This is a genomic window from Streptomyces sp. NPDC059832, from assembly GCF_042731715.1.
Taxonomy (GTDB): domain Bacteria; phylum Actinomycetota; class Actinomycetes; order Streptomycetales; family Streptomycetaceae; genus Streptomyces.
This window is the reverse complement of record NZ_JBHWIY010000007.1, coordinates 123,475-146,706: the sequence shown is the minus strand read 5'-3', so window position 1 is coordinate 146,706 and position 23,232 is coordinate 123,475. Positions and strand designations below refer to the sequence as shown.

The following is a 23,232-nucleotide window of genomic DNA, read 5'->3' as shown; positions in this document are numbered from 1 at the left end:
AGTCCTCATGGGACTGTTGACTCAACTCGCGACTCTTCCGCTGGCGCCGGTGCGTGGCGTGGCCTGGGTCATGGAGCGCGTCGTCGAGGCCGCGGAGAACGAGTACTACGACCCAGCCCCCGTCGAACGGGAACTTGCCGCACTTGAGCGAGCGCTCGTGGCGGGAGACATCGACGAGGAAACCTTCGACCGGCGCGAGGACGAGTTGCTGGACCGGCTGGACGAGATCAGGGCCCATGTCCAGGGCGTCGATACCTGATCGCGGCAGCCGGTGGAACCGGCGCATTGCCACGCGCTCCCGTCGAAGCTCCGGGACACCAGGGAATTGAGGTGCAGCGGCCGTGACCGAACCCGTCGCCAGGAGGCTGGGCGACCTCCCGTCCAGGTCCGCCCCATACGGCCAGGGCTCCTCGGCCAATCTCGCCGACATCCTGGAGCGCGTCCTGGACAAGGGCATCGTCATCGCAGGCGATATCCAGATCAACCTCCTGGACATCGAACTGCTTACCATCAAGCTGCGCCTGCTGATCGCTTCGGTGGACAAAGCAAAGGAAATGGGCATCGACTGGTGGGAGCACGATCCCTCACTGTCGTCACGCGCCAACGACGGCTCCCGCTCACTCGCCGAGGAGAACAAGCGGCTGCAGGCTGAAATCACGGCGCTGCGCGAGGGACGTGAGCTGCCACGGGCCAAGGACGAGGAGAGCCGCGCCGCGGCTCCCCGGCGCACCTCACGCACCTCACGCACCAAACGGGCAGAGCCCAGCCCCCGCGGCGAGAGGCGGGACGAGCCATGACCGCCACGATCTCCTACGCGTACGCCGTAGCACGGGACGCCGACGGATCGCTGGAAGAAGCTCTGTCCGGGCTCCCTGGAGTGGCGGAGGCGCCGGTGCATCTAGTGCGTGTAGAACACAGCGACGATGTGGTCGTCGCTGTGAGCCCGGTACCCGAGCGGGACTTCCAAGAAGCCGCGCTGCGAGCGCATCTTGAGGACTTGGACTGGCTGGAGTCAGTCGCCCGCGCCCATCACCGGGTGATCGAGGCCTTGGCCGCCCGCACCGCCGTCCTGCCACTGCGTCTGGCGACGGTATACCTCGACGACGAGCGGGTGCGACTTATGCTCCGGGCTCGCCACGAGACGTTTGCCGGCAGACTGAACGACCTGGCAGCGCAGGTGGAGTGGGGCGTCAAGATCTATGTCGAAGCGGCCACTGAGACCGAGAGGCCGGCCGGCCCACCCACAGATGCGGGTCTGAGCCCCGGGCGGGCCTACCTCAGCCAGCGAAGAGCACAGCGACACGCCCGCGAAGACGCCTACCGGGACGCCGGACAGGCAGCCGAGCGGGTCGAGGCCGCTGCCCGCGCCTATGCGGTTGATCGCGTCCAGCACCGGCCGCAGCAAGGCGAACTCGCCCGCGGGCCGGGAGAGAACGTCATCAACGACGCCTACCTTGTGCCGCTGCAGCACGCCGAGGACTTCCGCGCCGATGCCATGCAGGCCGCAGAAGGACTACCCGGGGTACGCGTCGAAGTCACCGGGCCGTGGGCCCCGTACTCCTTCGCCACCCTCGCCGAAGCCGAACCGCTGAAGAGGGCCACGCCGTGAGGGCGGCGGGCAGGCCGGAGGCCACGCCGGAGGAGCCGCTGCCGCAACGGCAGATCGCACTGATCGACCTGCTGGACCGGTTGCTCAGCGGAGGCGTGGTCCTCACCGGTGACGTCGTACTCTCCATCGCCGATATCGACCTCGTACGCATATCGCTGCGCGCGCTGATCGTCTCCATCAGCGAACAGAATCCTTCCCCGTGGCATGCCATCTCAGCACCCATAGGAGATGACCATGACAGGTGAGGACCGTCCGCCCGGAAGCCGCCTCGACGAGATCGCCGATGCCGCCGCCCGCGCCTTCCGCATGCTGCCCGCAGTGCCGCAGGACATCCTGCCCCGGGGCGGCGCGGCGGCGCGAAGGCCGGCCCACCGGGTCACCACCGACCCGGACACGGTGGAACGGGATCTGATCAAACTCGTACTCACACTCGTCGAGCTGCTACGACAGCTCATGGAACGCCAAGCCCTTCAGCGGGTCGACGCAGGAGACCTCACTGAGGAACAGGAGGAGCGCCTCGGAGAAACTTTGATGATTCTGCACAGTCGTATGATTGAACTCTGCTCTCGGTACGACCTTTCCATGCAAGATCTCAACTTGGATCTCGGACCTCTCGGAACTCTGCTGCCACCACCCGAATGACCCCAGGGAGAACAAAATGGGCATCGGAAAGAAGTCCAAGAACATTGGCAAGATCGCGGAGGGAAAAACAAAGGAATCGGTCGGGCGGGCCGTGGGTAACGAAAGGTTGGAGGGAAAGGGGAGGGCCCAAAAGATGAAGGGCAAAGTGAAGCAGGCCGTCGAGAAGGGCAAGGACACCTTCAGGCACTGAAAGAAAGAAACGCCGCACTGACCCGCTGCCACACACACTCCGAGCAGGGGTGGGTCGGCGTTTAGCGGAGCAAGTGCAGACTCGTTGCAATCGGCACAAATGGCGGCGGGACAGTGCGCGCTCGGTGTACGAGGCGCTGAGGAGGGCGTTTGTCTTCGCTCACTTCATGTTTGTCCGGGTGGAACGGACATGCGACGGGCCGCTGAAAGGAATGTGCCTGGCGAAGGTATCCGCTACCACCGGCCGCTCTTTCGGTAAACGTCGACGGGTGTGGGCAAGCACATGCCCGTCAGAGTCGCCGTTGTGGGCTGCTCCGAGTCCGAAGCCCTGGCGAAGCTCTCCGCTCTCCACTCGATGCGGAAATCCTGGTTGTGAGCGATCCTGATTCCGATGTGAACGAGGTGGAACGCGAAGCGGGGAGACCAGTCGCAAGCGATGGAGATGCCAAGGAAGGGAAGACCGTGAGGCTCCCGGAAGCCCGAGGCGAGGTATCTGCCGCTCTGATCGAGGCGCTCGGCCGGGAACCAGGTCGGCGCAGCCTGCCCGACATACACCTGGTAGCGGGTACCGACCCGTACGACGATGACCTCCAACTCGCCCTGTACCTCTGCTACGAGTTGCACTACCACGGCTTCGACGGTGTGGACGGCGCCTGGGAGTGGGACCCGGAACTGCTCAGGGTACGTGCCGCGCTGGAGCGGGAGTTCATGGCTGCTTTGCGCGCTGACGTGCCGGTGGCCGAGGACATCGGCAGCGCGCTGGACGAACTCGTTCTGGAGCCGTCGGATGCCGACGGCGTGTCGTACTTCCTGCGGGACGAGGGCGAGCTGTGGCATCTACGCGAGTATGCCGCCCACCGCTCGCTGTACCACCTCAAGGAGGCCGATCCGCACGTGTGGGTGATCCCGCGCCTGACGGGCCGGGCCAAGGCAGGAATGGCCGCTGTGGAGTACGACGAATTCGGAGCGGGACGGGCAGAACAGGTCCACTCGAAGCTGTTCGCCGATCTGATGGCGGACCTCGACCTGGACGCCTCGTACGGACGCTACCTCGACGCCGGCTCTCGGCAGATGCTCGCGACCGTCAACCTCATGTCACTCTTTGGACTCCACCGCTCACACCGTGGTGCGCTGGTCGGTCACTTCGCCTCAGTGGAGACCACATCGCCACCAGGGGCGCGGCGCCTCGCTCAGGCATTGAAGCGGGCCGGTGCCGGGCCTGCGGCCATCCACTTCTACGCGGAGCATGTGGAGGCCGACGCCGTGCATGAGCAGCTCGTACGGCATGAGGTCGTCGCCGGTCTGCTCCAGGAGGAGCCGGATCTGGCACCGGACGTCGCCTTCGGTATCGCAGCCACGGGATGGTTGGAAGACCGGTTCGGGGAGCAGTTGCTCGGCGCATGGCGGGGCGGCGAGTCCTCAGTCTGTGTGCCGCTCTGAGGCCGACGGCGGGGCTTTCGGCCTCTTCCGGCCGCGGTGGCTCGTGTCGCACCAAGGGAAGATGAGGCTCCGCCGACAGGTACACAGTGCGACGACAGGCCGGTCCGAGCGTGCAATGCGGCCATCCTCCTGGACCACTTCGACCGGCCCCTCCACAAGCATGGGTCCGCCGGGCTCCTGCATGACGCGCCGTGCGGCTGCCCGAGGTGCGGTCTCCGGTTCAGTACGGCCGTTCTGCACGGATCACCACCAGCTCCTCTGCCTCCTGGCCGCGCTCGATCAGGCCCTGGGTCTCCAGCCAGTCGGCCCGTTCTCGCAGGACAGGCCCGAAGGGAACGAACCGGCGGTCGGTCACAGCCACGTCCAATCCGGCTTCAGCCAGCCGCGCCAGGGTCATCGCTGGGTTGCTCAGCACGGAGTGGACCGCGAGCAGCACACCTCCGGGGCGCAGTAGAGCGGGGCCCTTGGCACAGAGCCGGTCGAGTACCGCCCGGCCGTCGATCCCCGCCTCCCAGGCCCGAGCAATGCCGCGGCGCGGCATGCGGACGTTCGCGGATGGTACGTACGGCGGGTTCGCCAGCACGAGGTCGAACCTCAGGCCGGTCGCAGGCTCCGTCAGATCACCGCGGCTGGCCCGGATGGCCCGCGCGTGCCCCGACAGCAGTGCGTTCAGTCGTGTCGTGAGCACCGCCGCAGCCGACGTGTCGATGGCGATCACCCGGGCAGCGCCGTGGCGGGCGGCGGCGATCGCCACGGCGCCGGTACCAGTACCCACGTCGAGTACCTCCGCGCCGGGTGACAGATGCTCGCGCCGCAGAGCGGAAATCAGCATGGCTGTGTCTTCCTGTGGCATGTAGACACCCGGAGGCTGGAGGAGTTTCACTGTCGCGTCCGGCTCTCAGAGATCACGCAGGGCGGGCAGAAGGGTCTTCTCCGCCCAGTCGAGGAAGGGCTGCTGATGGTCACCGCCGACCTGGACCAGGGCGATCTCCGTGAAGCCCGCCACGGCGTAGGGACGCACTGCCTCGACGAAGGTGCCGATGTCGTCACCGCATGGGACGGAATCCGCGATGTCGTCCGGGCGCACGAACTGGGAGGCCCCGGTGAATCCGGCCGGCCCGGGGAGCTCTGCGTTGACCCTCCAGCTGCCGCACGACCAGCGGAACTGGTCGTGCGCCCGTTCGACCGCCGCATCCCGGTCGGTGTCGTAGCAGAGCGGCAGCTGGCCGACCCGCGGCTTGCACGTACCGCCGTGTCGGTCGAAAGCGTCCAGCAGGTCGCTCCTGGCTCGGTGGCAATGACAAGATTGCCCAGTCGGCCGGCGATCTCGCAGGACCGTTCCCCCGATACCGCGATCCCGATCGTCGGCAGCTCCTCGGGCAGATCCCAGAGCTTGGCGTTCTCCACGTCGAAACGGGTGCCGTGATCGCGCACATCGCGGCCGTCGAAGAGTGCGCGCATGACTTCTGCGGCCTCTTCCAGCATCTCCATGCGAACGTGGGCTGCGGGCCAGCCCGACACGCACGTCATCAACGGGATCCGCGAGGTGGCCTGTGCGGCCGCGCCGAGCACGCTCCATGCGTAAGGGGCGTGCTCCTGGGAGTCCAGCCACGGAAAGAAGTGGTCCGAGGCGACGGAGTAGTCGAAGCCGGCGCGCTCGACGCCCACCACATGCTCGACGAGCTGACGCGGACCGGCCTGTTCGGTCATCAGTGTGTATCCGACCAGCACCATGGAACACTCCTTGGCGAGTCCTGGGTTCCGAACACGAGCTGTCCGACTACGGGGTAGCCGGGTCATTTGACGAGGCCGCTCGCCCCGGGCCCGCGAGGACTCACGAGGCCGAATTTCCGCCGTCCCGCGACCTCACAACGGCAGCCGGCACCACCGATCGGTCCCACCCGAGGTAGAACTCGGCTTCGGAAATCGCATCGCGGGTGGTGCGCTGCCCCATGAGCACACACAAGGTGTACGCGACATCCTCGAGGTGTCGGCGGCTAGCCAGGTCGTGCGGCTCTGCCAGGACGACAACCTCCCATGCGCGATAGCGCCGCAGCAGCGAAACGACCAGGGATTTGTCCGGGTGCAACATCGCGGCTCCTTGGGCTGGGTGGCGGCCCACGCCGACTGGGTGACGGCCCACGCGTGAGGTCGCCGGCACCACTCGTAAACCCGAGTCGAGACGGGCGCTTTCCTCAATGGGAGACATGATGAAAACAGGGTGGGGCAATCAGCCTCGGCGACCTGGCGTTGCAATAGCTCCGGGCCGCCGAATTTCAGCGAACTTTCACCGAACGACGAAACCTGAGGCCTGGTGCCGGCCGTGCGGCGGGCACCAGGCCAGGGCCGCGCCTCGGGGGCCGTGAAACCCGGATACGGTCGCCCCGGGTACGCGGCCCACAATGCAGGTACTAACGTCCGGACTTCTTCAGCTGCTCAGCCGCCTTCGCCGCGGTCTCCTGGGCCTTGCCTGCCATGTGCTCGCCGCGGCCCTCAGCCTGCATGTCCTTGTCGTCCGTGGCACTGCCGACGGTTTCCTTCAGCTTGCCCTTGACCTGCTTGGCCTTGGCCTTTGCCTTACCCATGACGATTCTTTCCTTCACTGTGGGGGATGACGTAATCCACCTTGCGTCGACCGCTCCGAGGCCGCAATCGGTGAGGTGTCGCGCTCACGAGCAACTGGCGGGAGACGGCGTCGGAGCAGGAGTGCCGGCCGCGTCCGGCCTCGGCACGGAGTACACGCAGCGTTCTCTCCGAGGTCTCTTGTGCCTGCTCAGCGCATGGGCGGAGGAACAGCACAGTGGCTTCCCGCTTCAGCTGCCGCTGTCCGCTCGCCGCCGGAGGGCCGAACATGCATGCTGACAAAGGGGTCGTGTCCGCCTCGTAAGGTTCGCCATGGTTTCCACGCCCAGCCCGCCCCGGTCACACAGACCACCGGCAGAGGTCACGGAACTGGCCGGATGCACTGTCGGTGCCCCTTGCTGGGCAAGCCTCGCCACGCCGGACCCCCGAGCCGCCGAAGACTTCTACGGCGCCGTACTCGGGTGGGAGTTCCGGCGCACCTCCCTGGGTGAGGACTTCAGGATGGCGCTCGGGACGGGCGTGCCCACCGCGAGCCTGGGGTGCACAACACCGGCCTTGCAGGTGGCCCTGGACTGGACACCCTACTTCTGTGTCACAAACGCCGACGAGGCCGCTGCCCGCATCGTGGAACGCACCGGCACCATCGCAGTGGGTCCGGTTCGCCTTCCCCTCGGTCGCGGGGTGCTGGCTGCCGACCGTGAGGGCAATCGTTTCGGAATCTGGGAAGGGCAGCTGATCGCCGACTGGGAGTCCTGGCGCGCACACCGGCCGTGGCGACTGGAACTGCGCGCGGGAGACATGTTCGAGGCCGCCATCTTCTACGGCGAGGTGCTTGAGTGGGCCTGCGCCCGGCACGGTTGCTGCGAGGTCCGCTACGAGCATGGCGGCGTCGCGCTCCGGGACGTCGGAAACGTGGCAGCCCGGATCGTACCGGCCGGTACGGCGCTGAGCGGCGAGCGGACGAGTCCGCGCTGGAACGTCTACTTCCCCGTACCGAATGCTGACGCGGCAGCGGAGGCGGCCTCCCAGCACGGTGGCGGAACCATCGGCCGGGTCGTAGCGGGTGATCACCGCACGGCCCTGTTGCACGACCCGCACGGCGCGGTCTTCGGTGTCGAGTCTCCGCGCGGCTCCGTGGTCATCAGCGCGGCGTTTGGGCTCCGGCCCGGCGCAGATTCGGATCGGTCCCCGCGAGCCGAGAGGCCTGGCGAGGCCGCATAAGCGCAAAGATTCGGGGAACCACGACGGACCGTTCCAACCCGAAAGGACCTGGGAATGTCTGACAACGACGTGAGCATGCGGAAGGTGCTGGCCATCGTCACGAACTACGGCGTCGAGCAGGACGAACTGCTGGTGCCCCTCGAACACCTGCGGGGCTGGGGCGCCGATGTGGACGTCGCTGCTGTGTCGGCTGACGACGTTCAGACCCTGGTCAGCGACAAAGCTCCCGGAAAAACCATCCGACCCGAACTCACTCTGAGCGACGTTGACCCGGCCGATTACGACCTCCTGCTCGTGCCGGGTGGCACATTGAACGCCGATGCACTGCGTCTGCAGAATTCGGCGACGGAGATCGTCCGCTCCTTCACGTCGTCCGGGCGCCCCGTAGCGGCCATCTGCCACGGACCTTGGGCCTTGGTCGAGGCGGGTGTCACCGAAGGTAAGAGGCTCACCTCCTATCCCTCGCTGAGGACAGACATCGGCAATGCCGGTGGCGAATGGGCCGACGAGCCGGTCGTCAAGGATGACTCCTGCGGCTGGACGCTCATCACCTCGCGCAACCCAGGTGATCTGGAGCCGTTCCTCCAAGAGATCGATGCAGCGCTCGCCGTAGACACTCACTGAACGTGACCGGCCCTGCCGCTACGCGGCTTCCGGCTGGAGGACTCGTACATGCCATGGCGCGTACCCCGTAGCTGCTCTCCCACCTCGCTCCGAACCGCGGGCAGCTCCCCGCCAACGCTCTCGAACCAGCCGGCGCACTGCTCCGCGAGCTCCTCGATCGTGCCGGAGGCCCAGAAGAAGCCGCGCTCGGGCGACTCGTGAAGGCTCAAGAGCTGGTCGCGGACCTCCCGGCCTGCACGTGTGTGCCGTAAAAGTGCACGGGCCACTCGCCCGTGCCAGCCGGCGAGCCTCGTCGATAAGGCTGATACAGACGAGGGGGGGGGCCAAGAGGCGGAGATCGGCGTCGCCGAAGTCCCAGGTGGGCTGGGGCAAGACCGCAACCGACACCCCCGGAAAGCGGCTGAAATCGGCCACACTGACCCTGGCGCCGCTCAAGGGTTGTGCGCCCTTCACCGACCCGGGCGAGTCCGCCGCGCTCAAGGCGTGCGGGATCCCGGCCGCCGGGACCCACGGCAGCGTCTGCCGCGGCGACTCCGGTGGCCCACTGGTCGCCGGCGGGAAGGTGATCGGTGTGGCCTCCACGGGCAACAAGTACTGCGACGACCAGTACCCGGTCTCCGTCTTCACCCGGGTCAGCGCCATCGCCGCCGGGCTAGTCGTGTGACCCGGTTCACGGAGGGACAGGGCTGTCCCCGCCGCGCACCCGGTCGTCGATCCCGGCGCTCATGAACCAGCGACGGCGCAAGAAGCTCTCCCGGTACCTCGGCGCAGCAGTCCTCATGGGCGATGGCACCCGTGTGCAGGCGCTGCTGCGGGCCGGGGCCGCCTCGGAGCGAGCGGACAGCGGGGGCGTCACCCCGTTGTATCTGGCATCCGTGAACGGAGAAGCCGGGAGCGGCGGACCCGGTTCGGAAGGCACGCCCTTGTGCGCGGCCGCGTGCTGGGGGCACATCGCGGCGGCGCTCGAACTGCGGGCGCACGGTGCCGATCCGAACCTCAATGAAGATCACCGCACCGGGCCGCTCCCCCCTGGACTGGGCGTTCGGCGGCTCCCATCCAGAAGCGGTCATCCACCTCGTTGCAGCGGGAGCCACCGCGGAGCCCGACAGGATGGCCGGTTTTCAGCGGCACGGTGCGGACGCTGTGGGTGAATGAATGGTTACTCTTCGTCAGTTACCGTGACTGATCTTCAGCACCCGAGGGGACACCTGAATGAACCGCATGCACAACGTGCTTGCCGTGCTCGGCATCACCGCCGGGCTCATCGCGGCCCCCGCCGCGAGCGCCTCGGCGAAGCCGGAGGACCGGTCGTCTTCGTCCAAGGTCCGCCACGAGCCCTGCACCGGTGAGTTCCGCGGCGATGCCCGACTCGGTCCCAAGTGGCTTCCGAATACCCGGTTGGCACCCGTGGGCCCGCTCCTCAAGGGGTACAAGCGCACCGGAAACCTCTCCCCGCAGGCCTTCCTGAAGAAGTACTGGGAAGGCCCCGCCGACTCGGGCAGCTGGAAGTACCCGCCCAACGACGGATTCGGTCAGGTCAACGGGCAGCTCGACAAGGAGCCGACCAAGCTGCGTCCGGGCCAGCGTCTGGACCGCTTCGGTTCCGAGTTCGGCGGCTACCTGGCACCCGCCGGTGACGCGTACGCCGAGCGCGCGCTGCCGCCGCAGAACCTCAACACCCGTGACGCAGCCGTCGCTTGCGACTACCGCGTCTACAAGGTGGCCAAGCCCTTCTGGGTGTGGCAGGGCAGCATCGCCCCGTGGTTCGAGCAGCCGGGCGGCGGTCAGCAGATCAAGCTGGACGCGGTCTTCCTCGACCCAGGCCAGGGGCAGCGGCTGAACGTCAAGTGGTTGCTGGAGCACGACTACCTCACGTCCGCCGGCGCATAGCCTCGGCCGTGGACCGCCGGGAGCTGTACGCGGCGCTGAGCCGGGCAGGTGTGGCCGACGGCTACTACCGCATCGAGGGCGTCCACGAACCGGTCCCCACCCCCACGGACTTCCTGTTCCTGCGGCAGGCACCCGACGGGGTGTGGGAGACCGGTGCGTACGAACGCGGTACCTACGAGGTCATCGCACGGCACCCGAGCGAACAGGCCGCCTGCGAGCATCTGTTACGCCTTCTCCTCTGAGGAGCCGGCGAAGTGGATGAGACCGCGGGCGAGGTGAGGGCCGACGTCCGTTTGCTGATCGACCCCCGGCGTACGTCCGGCCGCGTCACGCGCGCGACCGGACGTACGGGTGTCAGTTCTCCGTGTGGACGCCGGTCAGCGCCGCACCGAAGTAGCCCTTGGCGTCGCCAACGGTGATTCCGGCGCTCTTGCCGCACAGGTTGACCGAGCCGCTCAGGACGGGCCCGGAGGCCGAGCCGCGGGCGACCCACACACAGCCGTCGCTGTTCTCGGTGGGCACGCCGACGATCGTCTCGGCCCGGCCGTCCTTGTTGAGGTCGGCAAGGTGCACCGCGGCACCGAACTGGTCCCCGGTCTCGACGGCGCCCGGCACGCCCGCGGTGTCCTGGGTGTATCCGGCAGCCTTCGCTGTGGTCAGGCCGGAGGCGGAACCGCGCAGCAGCACGGCCGTGCCGGCCGACTTGCGCGTGCCGACCGCCTCCTCGGGGGAGCCGACGAGAACGTCGGCGTAGCCATCGGCGTTCACGTCTCCGATGCTGAGCGACTGGCCGAACCGGTCGGCGTTCTCCGCGACGCCGGGAACCCCCGCCGTGTCCTGGTGGAAGATCTTCGGGCGCCGGGCGGTGGTGATGCCCTGCGCGCTGCCGTACAGCACCTGGATCTCGCCACCGCGGTGCGCCGAGCCCGTCCCGCCGGAAAGGGAGTCGTCATCGGCGATGCCGGTGACGAGGTCCCCGTAGCCGTCGCCGTTGACATCTCCGATACGGCCGGAATGGCCATCGGCGTAGGGGAGTTCGACGGGCTTGTCACCGAGGCCGCTTTCGCCGGGAGGGCCGTTGTCGATGTAGACCGATCCGCGGAGGTCGTCGTCCGAGGGGCCCGGCAGCCAGAACCGCTCCGCCCTGCCGTCGTGATTCACATCGCCCATCACCACGCCGCGGGTATCGCCCATGCGCCATTCCCGGTAGTTGGAGGCGCCCTTTCCGGTGCGGGAGAAGGGGCCGGTGTACGAGGCCCCTTCGCATCGGGAGCCGATGGAGACCTCCGGGGCGCCGTCACCGTTCATGTCCCCGGTGGCCAGGGACATGCCGAAGCCGCAGTACATGCGTCCATCCCCGTAACCGGCGGGCGGTGAGATGCTCGCGCCGCCCTTCAGCCCACCGGAGCCGCCCCACACGACGGTCACGGAGCCCCGGGCGTCCTTGCCGCCGACATCCTCGCCCTGGGCACCCACCAGCAGGTCCGCGTAGCCGTCCTGGTCCAGGTCGGCGCTGGCCACGGTACGGCCGAAGCCGTCCGATGCCTCGGGATCGCCCGGGATCCCGGACGTCGCCTGCGTGATGACGGTCCGGCGCGTGGCACTGACCGAAGAGGCCGAACCGTAGAGAATGACGACCGCTCCGGCCTCCGCCACGCTGCCATTGGCCGCGGACGGAGCACCGACGGCCAGGTCGCGGTAGCCGTCGCCGTTGAAGTCGTCCTGGACGGCTGCGGTGTTGGCTCCCTTGTAGGGGGCTGCGGCGGAAGACGCTGTCGGGACCAGCGGGGCGGCAACGACAGCTGTGATCACGGCAGCAGCCGTGACAGATCTGCGCAACGGGACTCCTTGACTCACTGACTCAAGCAACGAAACGTCCCTCTCGACACGCGAGGAACACAAAAGGTTGTACGTACCCGGAGCGCCGGGTCGGCGTGACCGTCCCGAGCGTCCGGCGAAGTGCCACAGCCCCTTCTTCTGAAATAGGAAGTATGTTCCGATGGTGAACATCGCGACCCGACCGGGTGATTGACCCCTCCGCCGGTGCGACGCCGCGCTGGGGTGCGGCTATCTCTGCTGCTTGTGATCGAGAACTTGCTGCGTGCCGCCACGGCGGTCGCTCTCACTGCCCTGCCCCTGGCCATGACGAGCCCGGCATCCGCCGGAGAAAGCCCGGTCGTACCACGGGCGACCCCATGTGCCGCCGTCGTGGCGCCTGCCGGACATGTCTGTGTGCCCTCGCCGAAGCAGTGCATCACGACGCCGTGCCCCCAGTACGACCTCGTCGCCATCCCGTTCTACCCGCTGCCCTCGGGCGGAGGGATCGTGGTTCCCCGAGGAGCAGCCCGCACTCTCTGACACCTGCCCGGGGCACGGCGCGCTCCGCTTTGCGCCTCGTGCCCCGGGGCCCGCGCCGAAGCGGGCCCGCCGCACCGTCGACAGCCCGCGCTCAGGGTCCCGGGACGAGAGCCGCAGCGGGCGTGCGGAGCACGGCTCGTGGTCGGGGCGGCGGGCTTCACGCGGGTCCGATGCGCAGCCAGGTGCGAGGACCGTCGTGCGTCCGCGACCGGGCGTTGTCAGTGGTCGCAGGTACGTTCGGTCGTGTCCTGCCGTTGTGGCGCGGAAGTCGCCCTGGTGCACGAAGGAGTGGTGCGTTGTCAGACTGGGAGAGGTCGAGCACGGCACGGGTGACAGCACCCGCACGACCGCGCAAGCTGGCCAAAGTCCCGTTCGTCGAGCTGGCCGACGGACGCCTGCAGGGTGTGGTGTCCAGCGGCTCGGACATCGGCCGGGTCTATGTGTCGTCGGTCGCCGCCGGTACCTACACGTTTGCCTGCAGCACCAACAACAACCGGCCGTGCGGCGGCGCGCGGGGGTCGTTCTGCAATCACATCCGGGCCCTGGTCAACGAGGCGGTGCTGCAGTACGGCGCCGAGCGCGTCGCCCGCTACCTGAAGGTCGAGACCGCTGACGGGGAGCCGAGCGCGCACACCATCACCGCCGGCATGAGCGACGCACGTCCGCCGCAGGGCGACAGCAAGGCCGCCGCACCCGTCTTCAGCCGGTTCCTGCGCCACCTCGCCTACCTCGAACTCACCCCGACCACCGCACCGTTGCCGGAGATGCAGTGGTTCCCGCCGACCAGGGCGGTGGCATGATGCGCACCGACCTGCTCCCGGAGACCATCACCGGACTCGATGAAGCCCTCACGGCTGTCGACGCCTTCGACCGGGCGCTCGTCGCCGGCCTGCTCCGTCCGCAACCCGCCCAGACCGCCGGGCTGACCGGACTCGCCCACGCGGTCGCCGGGACCCCGCTCGCCGCCAGGGTCGCCGAGGCGGCGGAGAAGGCGGCGGGCGGAGCCGCGAGCGAGGACCACTTCGTCGCCCTCGCCGCCGCACGCACCGCGCTCCTCGGTTCCGTCCACGACGCACTGATGACCCGCATCGAGGAGGCGACCGGCCGACCCCGCAGCGAGGAGACCGTCCCGTCGCCCACCGGCCAGCAGGCGGCGAACCTGCTCGCCGCCGCCCGCTCCTGGCTGTCCGATCTGGCGCGCTCCGGGTGGCAGGGCATCGACCACGACGTGGTCTCCGGGGCGGCGCCCGTCGTCTCCGCGATGCTTCCGGACCCCGCGCTGCGCCGCCTGGCGACGCTCCTCGACGGATTCGCCGCCGAACTTGCCGCGTCCTGTCCGGGCACGTCCCTGGAACGGATCCCGGCACGACGCTGGGCCGACCTGTGGGCACGCGCGCTGTTGCTGACGCTGCCCGGTGCGGCCGATGTGCCGGTGACCGGTAAGGCCACCGGCCGCCTCCTGCCCCTCGGCGTCGACGTCCATGAACACGCGACCGCTGTACAGGCCCAGGTCCACGCGGTGTTCGAGCCCGCGGACGGTGCGTCGCCCCGCCTGGTGCGTGCCGGAATATCGGTACCGAAGCCCGACACGGTCGTCGGAGCAGGGCTCTGGCAACTGCTCCGCCCGCACATGTCGCTCCTGGCGGCCGTCAGTGAAGGCCGCTCGATGGACCTCACCGACATGCCGGTCACCGCCGAGGGCGATCTGGTCTGGAGCGACGAGCACGCACGCCGGGGCGAGCCCGCCGACGCCTTCGCCACCGCTCGCGTCGCGCTGCCCACCGCCACCGACGCGGCGACCGCACCCCTGGATCGGCACCCGGCACGCATCGCCGTCCCCGTGTTCCTGGAGGGCTACGCCGCCCACAACGACGACGACGCACTGACGTTCACCCTCGCCGGAGCCCCTCTCGCCGTCGACACCGACCGCATTCCGACCGCCGGACCGCTCACCCCCGAGGCCGTCGCGGCATCCGGCGCGTGCATCGGACTGCTCCGCTGGGACGCCGGGACGTACCGCGTCCAGCCCCTGGCCGTCGAGACGACCGTACGGAAGAAGGCTGTCGCGATCCACGCCGGGGGATGGGCCGGCGGCACGACCGACAAGGCCGGAGTCAAGGCCGAGAAGGCCGCCACCGACGCCGTGACCGTGCTGCGGGAGCGTGCGGGGAGGCTGTTGCGGAAATGACGGAGCACACGACGGAACGAACCACCGAGGACACGACCCCGCGGACCCCGGAGGCGGATCCCCAGGACAACCGCCGTCAGGTGCTGTACTGGCGGCTCCTCGCCCGGCTCTTCGACCAGGAGGAACAGGGCGCGCTTGAATCCGCGAGCCTCGCCGTCGTCGAGGACATCGGCCTGCCCTCCGCACTGCTGGACCCACAGGTCTCCGTCGACTCGATCGTGCAGCGCCACCCGGAGCTGGTCGCCGAGTTCGACGGCCTGATGGCACCCGCCGCCGAGCCCGACGGCGCACGCGACCGGGCCGCCGAAGTACGACGGGCGGCGCTGGTGTCGAAGGTGCTGCTCAACGTCTTCGCCTCCGGCTCGGGCACGGTCACCGCCGGACAGCTGGCGCGCTGGCAGTCCGACGCGGGCTGGCTGGAGCGCGCGCTCGGCTGCAAACCCGGCGAGCTGCGTGGTGGCCGTGCCCGGGGACGGACCGCAGGGCCTGGTGCAAGCCCGACCGGCAGCGGCGGTGGCGGCACGACCCCCGACCTCAGTCGGCTGGTTCCGGCCATCGGCCCGGAACTCGGCACGATCGAGGCCGACCTCGTCAAGCGGATGCGCCTGCGCGAGGTACTGGCCGACCCCCGGCTCGCCGCGCAGCTGACCCCGAGCATGTCGCTGATCGAACAGCTGCTGCGCGACAAGAACAACCTCTCGGGCGTGGCCCTGGCCAACGCCAAGGACCTGATCCGCCGCTTCGTCGACGAGGTCGCCGAGGTACTGCGCACCCAGGTCGAGAAGGCCACAGTGGGCGCCCTGGACCGTTCCGTCCCGCCCAAGCGGGTGTTCCGGAACCTCGACCTCGACCGCACGATCTGGAAGAACCTCACCAACTGGAGCCCGGAGGAGGAGCGCCTCTACGTCGACCGTCTCTACTACCGGCACACGGTCCGCAAGACGACACCCCAGCGGCTGATCGTCGTCGTGGACCAGTCGGGCTCGATGGTCGACTCGATGGTGAACTGCACCATCCTGGCGTCGATCTTCGCCGGTCTGCCGAAGGTCGACGTCCACCTGATCGCGTACGACACCCAGGCCCTCGACCTCACGCCGTGGGTGCACGACCCCTTCGAGACCCTGTTGCGCACCAACCTCGGGGGCGGCACCGACGGCACGGTGGCCATGGCACTGGCCCAGCCGAAGATCGCCGAGCCACGCAACACCGTCGTGGTGTGGATCTCCGACTTCTATGAATGGCAGACCGAGCCACTGTTCGAGAGCATGGTCGCCATTCACCGCTCGGGAGCCAAGTTCATCCCCGTCGGCTCGGTCACCAGCTCCGGCCGCGGCAGTGTCAACCCGTGGTTCCGCGAACGCTTCAAGGACCTCGGTACGCCGGTGCTCTCCGGCCACATCCGCAAGCTCGTCCACGAGCTCAAGACATTCCTCGCCTAGAGACGTTCAGACGCTTAGAAAGGCCCTGTCATGTCCGACCTGTTGCGCGCCCCCGCCGAGATCAAGTACGCCGAGGAGCTGGAGTGGCTCGAATCCATCGACGACGGCCCCAAGCCCTTCTCCTGGCGGCTGTCCCCGAAGATGGTCCGCCTGTTCATCCTGGGTTCCGAGCGCTCCGACGGCCTGGACCGGGAGATCTCGCAGAAGTGGTACGGCGACCGCAGCTTCGTCGAGCGTTCCATCGTCACGCTCGCCTCCGACCGGGGCCTGCTGCTCATAGGTGACCCCGGCACGGGCAAGAGCTGGCTGGCCGAGCTGTTGTCCGCCGCGATCTGCCGCAATTCCACGCTGGTCGTGCAGGGCACGGCCGGCACCACCGAGGACCACATCAAGTACTCCTGGAACGTGTCGATGGTCATCGCCAAGGGCCAGTCGCGGGAATCGATGATCCCCTCGCCGATCATGACCGCGATGGAATCCGGCGCCATCGGCCGTTTCGAGGAACTCACCCGCTCCACCAGCGACGTGCAGGACGCGCTGATCTCGATCCTGTCCGAGAAGTACATCTCGGTTCCCGAACTGGACAGCGACAGCATCGTCTTCGCCAAGCCCGGCTTCTCGATCATCGCCACCGCGAACAGTCGTGACCGTGGCGTCAACGACCTGTCCTCGGCGCTCAAGCGCCGCTTCAACTTCGTCCGCATCCCGGTGGTGACGAACAAGAAGAGCGAGGTGGAGATCGTCCGCTTCCGCACCGAGGAACTGCTGCGCCGTCACCAGATCGAACTGGAAGTGCCGCCGACGCTCCTCGATGTACTGCTGCAGAGCTTCGCCGACCTGCGGGCCTCGGCGGCAGCGGCCGGCAGCGACGACGAGAAGCTGGAGTCCGCGCTGTCCACCGCGGAGCAGATCGGCGTGCTCGAGGACGCGGTGCTGCACAGCAACTTCTTCGGTGAGCGTGCCCTGACCGCCCGCACACTGGCCTCCTCGCTCGTCGGGTCGCTGGCCCGGCGCGAGCCCGAGGACCTGGCCATCCTCAACAAGTACCTGCACGGCGTCGTCGAGCCGCGCAGCAAGGAAGAGGGCGGATCCTGGCCGGAGTTCCTGGAGGGCGGCCGCGACGCGATCGCCACCCTGTCATGAGCAGTACCCACGAGGGGACCTTCGAAGGACTGCGTGCCCAACTGCAGGAGGCCGCCGCGTCGTTCGCCGACGGGCCCGACGCCCTGGAGGGCATCCTCCTCGGCATCGTCGACGACGTCGACCACGCGGTCCGCGAGCCGCTCGAGATCTTCCCCGTCTGCCATCACTCGCCCGCCTCGGCGATTGCGATGGCCCGCCGGCTGAGGGATAAGCAGCCCAAGGTCGTGTACCTCGAACTGTGCGAGGACATGGCACCGCTGCTGACCGAACTGCGCAACTGCAAGCTGCCGGTGGCGGTCCAGTCGTTCGCGACCGAGGTCGACGGCTTCCCGGCCGAGTGGTCCCCGCTGTCGGTGGTCGCACCGATCACCGAGGCCTCCGCCGAGTACCAGGCGATTGCCTACGCACTGGACACGCCGGGCGTCGAACTGGTCCTCGTCGACCGCTCCTCGGACCACGTCTTCCAGTGGGACGCGCGCGGAACGGAGACCGCCGAGCCGGCCGACCCGGACGCACCTCCCGTCGAGGAGGAGGCCGCGCTGCACGGCGACGCCGTCGGCGTGGAGATCGGAGATCTGCGACCGCGCTTCGCCGAGCTGGAGGAACACCTGCTGCGCCACGGCAAGGTGCGGCACTGGTCGGAATGGTGGCACCAGTACGTCGAACTGCCGCTCGGCGACAGCGACCACGACACCTACCGCCAGGTCATGCTTCTGATCGGAAGCCTCTTCCGGCGACTCGCTCCGGGCGACCCCCACCGGGTCCGTGTGGACGAGGACCGCGAACGCCATATGTGGACCAGGATGCGCGAGCACCTGGCCGCAACCGGTGCCGATCCCGCGGACTGCCTCTATGTCTGCGGCGCCTTCCACGCGGCCAGCCGCGTGCCGGAGTTCGGCGTGCACGGCACGGACACCTTCGAGATCAGCCCGCCCAGCGCCACCACGTGGCAGCACGGCCTGATTCCGTCCAGCCATGCGGCGATCGAGGCGCAATTCGGCCTCGCCGCAGGCTCGGTGTCGATCGCCGCCACCGTGTGGGCGAAGAACGTCAGACGCACGCGCGCGGAGCCGTACCGCCTGGCGGGACAGGCGGGCACGAAGAAATCGCGGGCCAGGAAGGTCGCAGCCGCAGCCGCGGTGGATCCCGTACCGGATCTCCCGCCCTCGGACAAGCTGACCGGTTTCCTGCGGCAACCGCCCGCCCTGGACCGGCTGGACGAGGCCGAACTGCTCGGCTGGTCGGTGGAGATCGTGCGCGCCGCGCGCCGCAACGGATACCTCGCCTCCACCGCCGACGCCATCGCGGTGTTCGAGACGTCGATCCTGTTGGCCGGAATGCGCGACCGGGCCAGGCCCACGCCGTACGACTTCCAGGACGCGGCCGTCACCTGCATCGAGAAGGACACCGTGCCCGGCCGGCGCGATGTGCGGCGCCTCGTGGAGATCATGATGGGCGGCGACCGGGTCGGCCAGGTCGGCTACGACGCGCTGCCACCCCTGGCCCGCGACGTGCACGACCGGCTAGCACCCCTTGGGCTGAAGCTCCAGCAGGGGGGTGTGCAACGGGCGTTGCTGGACATCGCGTCCCAGCCGGAACTGGAGCGGTGCTCCGACGTGTTGTGGATGCTGCGCTACCTGATGCCGCAGGGTGCCGCCCGGCCGATCATGGGCGAGCGGAAGCTGGGGGAACGGCCGATCCAGGAGTCGTGGGACCTCGCGCTCGGCACCTACCAGCGTGCGCTCATCGAGCTCGGCTACGAGGGCGTCAGCATCGAGCAGGTGCTGGAGCAGCGCCTGCGCCGTACGGCGTACGACCGGCGCGCCACCGCGGCGACGGTCCTGGAAGCCGTCGAGGACGCGACGCTGTACCTGCGCAGCCGCCGCCTCGCGGAGGAGCTGGGCACACACGCCCTGGAGGTGCTGTCGGCCGAACGCAGCGTCGACGGCGCACCGGAGGTACTGCGCCGGGTGCGGAGACTGCTGGCGTACTACCGCACCAGCGAGCCGGTGCTGCCGCCCTGGATCGAGTCCTTCGTCAAAGCCGGATACGCCCACTACTGCACCCTGCTGCCGACGGCGTTCACCGACGACGACGCCACCGTCCGCCAAGTGGCCGCCATGCTGGGTTTCCTGTTCAGCATGGAGAGCCTCGCGTTGTCGCTGGGGTGCGACCGGACCCAACTGGAACTGGCAGTGGTCCAGTCGCACCCGGAGGAGTCGTCGAAGACGGCGCTGCTGTGGGCGGCCCAGGTGCAGCTCGGACGTCTCTCCCGCGAGGACCTTCGGGCGAGGTGCGACGAGCTGCTGAGCAATCCCTTGGTCGTGCCCGCCTATCCGCGCTACCTCAGTGGCTTCCTGTACGCGCTGGATCCCGTCCCGGGCCTCACCGACTTCGTGGTGGAGGCGGTGTCGAACGCGTTCGGACGGCTGCCGGACCCGGTGCTCCTGCCGTGGCTGCCGACCCTGATCACCACTCTGCGATCGGGCGGCGCGGAGCTGGCCCCCCTGCTGATCCGCGAGGCCGGGCGGACCTTCCCCGGCCGGCTCGCGGCGCTGGACGCGTGGGTGCCACCGTGGCGGGCCCAGCCGGAGACGGAAGCCGCGCATCCGATACGCCACGCGGAAGGCGGCCACGGCTGCACGCTGCTCGCCGCACACCCGGCGACGTGCGACGCGGTGGCGAGTCTGCTGGGTTGCGAGGGGACATGGGAGACGGCGGACTCCGGCCCGGCAGGTGTGGCACTGACCGGTCGCCATCCGGATACGGCCGTCGCACTGGAGGCGCTGCTGGCCGGCGCATGACCTCGGAGGGCGCAAGTCCACGCAGCGGAGCCGTCGACGGCGGCCGCCGGGGTCATGTGTTGCACCGAGCCGACCGATGCATGCCGGCTCGGTGCCCCTCCTCGCCGCACCGGGCCGGGTGGTTGATTCACCTCGCTCCGGAACGAGCGCATCGACTGCTCAACACAGCGGGGCGGGATGCCCATCAACGGCGACGGTGCGGCTGAATCCCGCGAACGGCAGCGAGCCCATCATCCGGATCGAGGCCCAGTCTCCCTACGGCTGCACCACGAACCGGTAGACCGTGGAGTCGCGGGCCTGGAATCCCAGGCGTTCGTACAGCCGATTCGCTGCCTGACGGGACGGACGCGAGGTGAGGTCGACCGTCCGGACCCCGGCCGCCTCGGCCAGGCGCAGTGCCTCCTCCGTCAGCGCCGCCCCCACGCCGTGCCCCCGGGCCGCCGCGTCGACCACGACATCCTCGATGCGGCCCCGTACACCTGAGGGCAGCGGAAACATGATCAGCGTCAGCATGCCGACCGCTCGTCCTTCGACCCTGGCCACCAGCAGGGTGTTGGCGTCGCTGCGCAACAACTCGGCCACCGACTCCCGGTCGGGCGCACCGGCCGTCCTCGAAAGCTGGGGCAGAAGGCGAGAGACTGCTTCGACCACTTCGTCGGTCGCCCCGCGGACGACCTCCACCTCGACGCTCATGGGCGTGACCCTACCGACAAGTCCCGCAAGCGCGGTGGGAGGCAGGTGGCGAAGGTCCGGAGATCCACCGTGAAGTGCCTGGTCAGCGGCCCATTCGGGAAGTCGTGCAAGCTCTGGACGTCGAGTCCGGCCGCGTGATTCGATGGCGGGATGACATCGTTCTGGACGGGAAAGCGGATACGCCTGCGGGGTATAGAGCCCGACGACTGGACCGCGTTCATGCGCTTCGCCGAGGACGAGGAGCGGTTGGGAGACGTGCTGAACCCGCCTCGTTCCGCGGAGGGCCATCGTGCCTGGGCGAAGGAGCAGGCAGCCGCCAAGTCCGACGGAGACTGTTTCCAGTTGGCGATCGAAGCCGCCGACACGGGGGAAACGGTCGGAGCTGTGGGCTCGTTCCACGCCGACCCGCGGTCCGGCTGGTTCGAGTACGGCATCACGATCGGCGCCGACCACCGGCGCAACGGCTACGCGGCAGAAGCCGTACTGTTGCTGCTGCGCTTCATGTTCGCCGAGCGGCGGTTCCACAGGTGCCAGGCGCGGATCTTCGCACACAACGAGGCGTCGCTGGCCCTTCACCGTCGGCTCGGGTTCGTGGAGGAGGGACGCCTCCGCGACCATGTGTTCTTCGCCGGCCGGCACCACGATCTCGTCATGATGGGCATGCTCGCCGGTGAGTTCGCCCGACTGCATCCGGTGGGCGAACTCTGAGACCGTCCGTCAGTCCGGACCCCGTTCCACCTGTCCCGTCATCGGGCGCGTTCAGTCGACCGTTGCCTTGCCGAGGGCTTCGATGTGTGCGGGCCGGGACCGCTGCCGGTACTCCGCCCGGCGGACGGCAAGGGGGGCTACGAGGCCGGTCACGGTGAACAGGGCTCCTACGACGTACCACCCGGGGCGGCCCCAGGTGATGCAGAGCGAGATGAGCAGGCTCGGCCCGAGTGTTTCGGCCAGGCCCGCGCCCAGGCCGAAAACACCCAGGTACTGGCCGGTGGCGTGCTGCGGTGCGAGGGCGAAGGACACCTCGAAGCCTGCGGCGGAGTGCCACAGCTCACCGATCGTGTGGATCACCACCGCGACCATGAGCAGCGTGGCCGCGGCCCACGGCGGCATCCCCGCGGTCAGCGAGAGCAGCGAGCAGGAGACGAGGAAGGCCAGGCCCGATCGGCGGTAGGCGCCTGCGCCGGCTGCGGGGGAGTCGATGGCGCGGCTGGCCCGCACCTGAAACGCGATGACGATGAGGGTGTTGACGAGCATGGCGCCCGAAATGAGCCAGTGCGGGGCGGTGATGGCCTCGACCAGCCAGAGCGGAAGGGCCACGGTGAGCACCTTGAACTGGATGGCCATGATGCCGTCGAGCGCGGTGATCAGAAGGTAGGGCCGATCCCGCAGGGCGCCCCAGCGAGGGCCGTCGATGACGGGGCCGGGCATGACCGCGGGAAGCAGGACCAGGACGGCCGCGGAAGCCGCGCAGGCGATCACGATGCCGACGACCAGGAGTTGGTAGGCGGTACGGGTGCCGACCTGGACGGCCCAGCCCGCCAGCAGGGCACCGAGGGAGACGCCGATGTTGGTGACGGCACGGAGACGGGCGCGGAACTCCTGCGGCCGGTTCCCTCCGTAATGCCTGATGAGCGGGGAGCGGGCGGCCATCCCGGCGGCCTGCGCCCCGGTGGCCGCGCATACCGCCAGGACGAACGGCCAGAAGCTGTCCACCAGGAGGAAGCAGGCCGTCGCCAGTGCCCGGACGACGAGGGTGATCGCGTAGACGCCCCGTGCGCCGTGTCGGTCGGCGAGATGGCCGGCGGCCATGCCCATGACGAGCGAGACGCATCCGGCGATGCCGAGTCCGATCCCCACCTGGGCGGCCGGAAGGTGAACCGCCTGGGTGAAGTACAGCACCCCGGCGGTCAGATAGAGGCCGCTGCTGATGGTGTAGACGAAGTTCGAAGCGGTGATGACGCGCTGCGGACCGGTATCCGGTATCAGGTGGGGCACGAGGTGGCTCCGCGTTCTGGCTGGGCATGGGCGGCAGGGGGCAGGAGCAGGGGCAGGAGGGCGGAGGCCGGGGTGTCAGCTCTCTCGGGCGGTGCTGTGTCCGGACGGTGTGGTGACTGCCCCGCATCGAGGGGGCTCGTGGCCGCGCCGACGCTCTGCACCGGCCGAGACGTCAGGGCAACAGCGGTCATCGTGGTGACGACGCTCCACGCCGGTACGAAGCTGTGCGTGACGTCCTTGAGCAGGCCGAGCGCGGGCGGAACCACGACGATGGCGATCTGGTTGACGGACATGGCCAGACCGAGGGCGAAGCCGGTCCTGCCCGGCGGAGCCGACTCGGTCACGTAAGCGACCCAGGGGGCCGTACCAGCCGAATCCGAAGAACCCGAGCCAGACGGGCACGGAGCAGACGAT

General features: G+C 68.8%; 26 protein-coding genes and 2 pseudogenes. 19 read left to right on the top strand and 9 right to left on the bottom strand.

Annotated elements, in window-relative coordinates; translation table 11 throughout:
- Nucleotides 1-7: 7 nt before the first annotated feature.
- From ACFV8T_RS14930 to ACFV8T_RS14900, 7 genes are all read left to right on the top strand, one after another.
- The gene (locus ACFV8T_RS14930; RefSeq protein ID WP_259930026.1) at nt 8-259 is read left to right on the top strand and encodes a gas vesicle protein GvpG; all 252 of its coding nucleotides are present in this window, start codon (nt 8-10) and stop codon (nt 257-259) included.
- An 82-nt stretch (nt 260-341) separates the two neighbouring features.
- A complete protein-coding gene (locus ACFV8T_RS14925; protein WP_385327589.1) occupies nt 342-797 on the top strand; it encodes a gas vesicle protein in 456 nt (151 codons plus the stop codon).
- Nucleotides 794-1,609, top strand: coding sequence for a GvpL/GvpF family gas vesicle protein (locus tag ACFV8T_RS14920; RefSeq protein ID WP_385327588.1), 816 nt, complete (start codon nt 794-796; stop codon nt 1,607-1,609). Before ACFV8T_RS14925 ends, ACFV8T_RS14920 begins: the two co-directional genes overlap by 4 nt.
- On the top strand, nt 1,606-1,854 hold the full coding sequence (locus tag ACFV8T_RS14915) for a gas vesicle protein (protein WP_385327586.1): 249 nt from the start codon (nt 1,606-1,608) through the stop codon (nt 1,852-1,854). Before ACFV8T_RS14920 ends, ACFV8T_RS14915 begins: the two co-directional genes overlap by 4 nt.
- Nucleotides 1,844-2,251 carry a gas vesicle protein K gene (locus ACFV8T_RS14910; protein ID WP_385327584.1) on the top strand — a complete coding sequence of 136 codons (408 nt, stop codon included), beginning with the start codon at nt 1,844-1,846 and terminating at the stop codon, nt 2,249-2,251. Before ACFV8T_RS14915 ends, ACFV8T_RS14910 begins: the two co-directional genes overlap by 11 nt.
- A gap of 16 nt (nt 2,252-2,267) precedes the next feature.
- Nucleotides 2,268-2,441 carry a CsbD family protein gene (locus ACFV8T_RS14905; RefSeq protein WP_266424262.1) on the top strand — a complete coding sequence of 58 codons (174 nt, stop codon included), beginning with the start codon at nt 2,268-2,270 and terminating at the stop codon, nt 2,439-2,441.
- A gap of 461 nt (nt 2,442-2,902) precedes the next feature.
- Nucleotides 2,903-3,880: an iron-containing redox enzyme family protein gene (locus ACFV8T_RS14900; RefSeq protein ID WP_385327582.1), complete on the top strand. Its 978-nt coding sequence runs from the start codon at nt 2,903-2,905 to the stop codon at nt 3,878-3,880.
- On the opposite strand, the gene ACFV8T_RS14895 is transcribed toward ACFV8T_RS14900, so the two are convergent.
- The 5 genes and pseudogenes from ACFV8T_RS14895 to ACFV8T_RS14875 all read right to left on the bottom strand — a co-directional run bounded on the left by ACFV8T_RS14895 (nt 3,860) and on the right by ACFV8T_RS14875 (nt 6,465).
- A complete protein-coding gene (locus tag ACFV8T_RS14895) occupies nt 3,860-4,042 on the bottom strand; it encodes a CDGSH iron-sulfur domain-containing protein (protein WP_385327581.1) in 183 nt (60 codons plus the stop codon). The genes ACFV8T_RS14900 and ACFV8T_RS14895 overlap by 21 nt on opposite strands.
- Nucleotides 4,043-4,100: 58 nt before the next feature.
- Complete coding sequence (locus tag ACFV8T_RS14890; RefSeq protein ID WP_385327579.1) at nt 4,101-4,763, bottom strand: HemK2/MTQ2 family protein methyltransferase; 663 nt, start codon at nt 4,761-4,763, stop codon at nt 4,101-4,103.
- A gap of 15 nt (nt 4,764-4,778) precedes the next feature.
- Nucleotides 4,779-5,614, bottom strand: a pseudogene (locus tag ACFV8T_RS14885) (TIGR03557 family F420-dependent LLM class oxidoreductase).
- Nucleotides 5,615-5,714: 100 nt separating this feature from the next.
- On the bottom strand, nt 5,715-5,972 hold the full coding sequence (locus ACFV8T_RS14880; RefSeq protein WP_385327577.1) for a DUF5133 domain-containing protein: 258 nt from the start codon (nt 5,970-5,972) through the stop codon (nt 5,715-5,717).
- Between the two features lie 319 nt (nt 5,973-6,291).
- Nucleotides 6,292-6,465 (bottom strand): CsbD family protein, encoded by a 174-nt coding sequence (locus ACFV8T_RS14875; protein ID WP_385327576.1) that lies wholly within the window; start codon nt 6,463-6,465, stop codon nt 6,292-6,294.
- 310 nt (nt 6,466-6,775) lie between these two features.
- Here ACFV8T_RS14875 and ACFV8T_RS14870 point away from each other — a divergent pair, with 310 nt between their 5' ends.
- The 6 genes and pseudogenes from ACFV8T_RS14870 (at nt 6,776) to ACFV8T_RS14845 (ending at nt 10,440) form a co-directional block, all read left to right on the top strand.
- The gene (locus ACFV8T_RS14870; protein WP_385327574.1) at nt 6,776-7,684 is read left to right on the top strand and encodes a VOC family protein; all 909 of its coding nucleotides are present in this window, start codon (nt 6,776-6,778) and stop codon (nt 7,682-7,684) included.
- A gap of 54 nt (nt 7,685-7,738) precedes the next feature.
- On the top strand, nt 7,739-8,308 hold the full coding sequence (locus ACFV8T_RS14865; RefSeq protein WP_385327572.1) for a DJ-1/PfpI/YhbO family deglycase/protease: 570 nt from the start codon (nt 7,739-7,741) through the stop codon (nt 8,306-8,308).
- Nucleotides 8,309-8,546: 238 nt separating this feature from the next.
- Nucleotides 8,547-8,972, top strand: coding sequence for a trypsin-like serine protease (locus ACFV8T_RS14860; protein WP_385327571.1), 426 nt, complete (start codon nt 8,547-8,549; stop codon nt 8,970-8,972).
- A gap of 61 nt (nt 8,973-9,033) precedes the next feature.
- Nucleotides 9,034-9,463 (top strand): annotated as a pseudogene (locus ACFV8T_RS14855) (ankyrin repeat domain-containing protein).
- Between the two features lie 57 nt (nt 9,464-9,520).
- The gene (locus ACFV8T_RS14850) at nt 9,521-10,198 is read left to right on the top strand and encodes a TNT domain-containing protein (RefSeq protein WP_385327569.1); all 678 of its coding nucleotides are present in this window, start codon (nt 9,521-9,523) and stop codon (nt 10,196-10,198) included.
- An 8-nt stretch (nt 10,199-10,206) separates the two neighbouring features.
- Nucleotides 10,207-10,440 carry a hypothetical protein gene (locus ACFV8T_RS14845; RefSeq protein ID WP_266424303.1) on the top strand — a complete coding sequence of 78 codons (234 nt, stop codon included), beginning with the start codon at nt 10,207-10,209 and terminating at the stop codon, nt 10,438-10,440.
- A gap of 112 nt (nt 10,441-10,552) precedes the next feature.
- Here the strand turns inward: ACFV8T_RS14845 and ACFV8T_RS14840 are convergent, their stop codons facing one another.
- Nucleotides 10,553-12,037, bottom strand: coding sequence for an FG-GAP-like repeat-containing protein (locus tag ACFV8T_RS14840; RefSeq protein ID WP_385327567.1), 1,485 nt, complete (start codon nt 12,035-12,037; stop codon nt 10,553-10,555).
- A gap of 815 nt (nt 12,038-12,852) precedes the next feature.
- Here ACFV8T_RS14840 and ACFV8T_RS14835 point away from each other — a divergent pair.
- Genes ACFV8T_RS14835 through ACFV8T_RS14815 form a run of 5 tightly spaced genes read left to right on the top strand, consistent with a single transcriptional unit; the run spans nt 12,853 to nt 20,130 of the window.
- The gene (locus ACFV8T_RS14835; RefSeq protein ID WP_266424308.1) at nt 12,853-13,356 is read left to right on the top strand and encodes a hypothetical protein; all 504 of its coding nucleotides are present in this window, start codon (nt 12,853-12,855) and stop codon (nt 13,354-13,356) included.
- Entirely contained in the window at nt 13,326-14,744 is a 1,419-nt protein-coding gene (locus ACFV8T_RS14830) for a hypothetical protein (RefSeq protein WP_385327566.1), read from the top strand. Before ACFV8T_RS14835 ends, ACFV8T_RS14830 begins: the two co-directional genes overlap by 31 nt.
- On the top strand, nt 14,741-16,183 hold the full coding sequence (locus tag ACFV8T_RS14825) for a VWA domain-containing protein (RefSeq protein ID WP_385327565.1): 1,443 nt from the start codon (nt 14,741-14,743) through the stop codon (nt 16,181-16,183). The genes ACFV8T_RS14830 and ACFV8T_RS14825 overlap by 4 nt, the downstream gene beginning before the upstream one ends.
- Nucleotides 16,184-16,213: 30 nt before the next feature.
- A complete protein-coding gene (locus ACFV8T_RS14820; protein ID WP_385327563.1) occupies nt 16,214-17,326 on the top strand; it encodes an AAA family ATPase in 1,113 nt (370 codons plus the stop codon).
- Nucleotides 17,323-20,130, top strand: coding sequence for a hypothetical protein (locus ACFV8T_RS14815; protein ID WP_385327562.1), 2,808 nt, complete (start codon nt 17,323-17,325; stop codon nt 20,128-20,130). Before ACFV8T_RS14820 ends, ACFV8T_RS14815 begins: the two co-directional genes overlap by 4 nt.
- Before the next feature lie 255 nt (nt 20,131-20,385).
- On the opposite strand, the gene ACFV8T_RS14810 is transcribed toward ACFV8T_RS14815, so the two are convergent.
- Entirely contained in the window at nt 20,386-20,823 is a 438-nt protein-coding gene (locus ACFV8T_RS14810; RefSeq protein WP_385327560.1) for a GNAT family N-acetyltransferase, read from the bottom strand.
- A 150-nt stretch (nt 20,824-20,973) separates the two neighbouring features.
- Here ACFV8T_RS14810 and ACFV8T_RS14805 point away from each other — a divergent pair, with 150 nt between their 5' ends.
- The gene (locus tag ACFV8T_RS14805; RefSeq protein WP_385327559.1) at nt 20,974-21,531 is read left to right on the top strand and encodes a GNAT family N-acetyltransferase; all 558 of its coding nucleotides are present in this window, start codon (nt 20,974-20,976) and stop codon (nt 21,529-21,531) included.
- Between the two features lie 51 nt (nt 21,532-21,582).
- Here ACFV8T_RS14805 and ACFV8T_RS14800 read toward each other — a convergent pair whose 3' ends face one another.
- Both ACFV8T_RS14800 and ACFV8T_RS14795 read right to left on the bottom strand, forming a co-directional pair.
- Nucleotides 21,583-22,818, bottom strand: coding sequence for an MFS transporter (locus ACFV8T_RS14800; protein ID WP_385327557.1), 1,236 nt, complete (start codon nt 22,816-22,818; stop codon nt 21,583-21,585).
- Nucleotides 22,806-23,162: a hypothetical protein gene (locus ACFV8T_RS14795; protein ID WP_385327555.1), complete on the bottom strand. Its 357-nt coding sequence runs from the start codon at nt 23,160-23,162 to the stop codon at nt 22,806-22,808. The genes ACFV8T_RS14800 and ACFV8T_RS14795 overlap by 13 nt, the downstream gene beginning before the upstream one ends.
- Nucleotides 23,163-23,232: the final 70 nt, after the last annotated feature.

Excerpts from the sequence above, each read along its gene's own strand:
- ACFV8T_RS14850 (WP_385327569.1), top strand. The coding sequence starts at position 9,521 with ATGAACCGCATGCACAACGTGCTTGCCGTGCTCGGCATCACCGCCGGG.
- ACFV8T_RS14895 (WP_385327581.1), bottom strand. The coding sequence starts at position 4,042 with ATGCTTGTGGAGGGGCCGGTCGAAGTGGTCCAGGAGGATGGCCGCATT.
- ACFV8T_RS14880 (WP_385327577.1), bottom strand. The coding sequence starts at position 5,972 with ATGTTGCACCCGGACAAATCCCTGGTCGTTTCGCTGCTGCGGCGCTAT.
- ACFV8T_RS14810 (WP_385327560.1), bottom strand. The coding sequence starts at position 20,823 with ATGAGCGTCGAGGTGGAGGTCGTCCGCGGGGCGACCGACGAAGTGGTC.
- ACFV8T_RS14920 (WP_385327588.1), top strand. The coding sequence starts at position 794 with ATGACCGCCACGATCTCCTACGCGTACGCCGTAGCACGGGACGCCGAC.
- ACFV8T_RS14905 (WP_266424262.1), top strand. The coding sequence starts at position 2,268 with ATGGGCATCGGAAAGAAGTCCAAGAACATTGGCAAGATCGCGGAGGGA.
- ACFV8T_RS14870 (WP_385327574.1), top strand. The coding sequence starts at position 6,776 with ATGGTTTCCACGCCCAGCCCGCCCCGGTCACACAGACCACCGGCAGAG.
- ACFV8T_RS14875 (WP_385327576.1), bottom strand. The coding sequence starts at position 6,465 with ATGGGTAAGGCAAAGGCCAAGGCCAAGCAGGTCAAGGGCAAGCTGAAG.
- ACFV8T_RS14865 (WP_385327572.1), top strand. The coding sequence starts at position 7,739 with ATGTCTGACAACGACGTGAGCATGCGGAAGGTGCTGGCCATCGTCACG.
- ACFV8T_RS14930 (WP_259930026.1), top strand. The coding sequence starts at position 8 with ATGGGACTGTTGACTCAACTCGCGACTCTTCCGCTGGCGCCGGTGCGT.
- ACFV8T_RS14825 (WP_385327565.1), top strand. The coding sequence starts at position 14,741 with ATGACGGAGCACACGACGGAACGAACCACCGAGGACACGACCCCGCGG.
- ACFV8T_RS14805 (WP_385327559.1), top strand. The coding sequence starts at position 20,974 with ATGACATCGTTCTGGACGGGAAAGCGGATACGCCTGCGGGGTATAGAG.
- ACFV8T_RS14910 (WP_385327584.1), top strand. The coding sequence starts at position 1,844 with ATGACAGGTGAGGACCGTCCGCCCGGAAGCCGCCTCGACGAGATCGCC.
- ACFV8T_RS14820 (WP_385327563.1), top strand. The coding sequence starts at position 16,214 with ATGTCCGACCTGTTGCGCGCCCCCGCCGAGATCAAGTACGCCGAGGAG.
- ACFV8T_RS14815 (WP_385327562.1), top strand. The coding sequence starts at position 17,323 with ATGAGCAGTACCCACGAGGGGACCTTCGAAGGACTGCGTGCCCAACTG.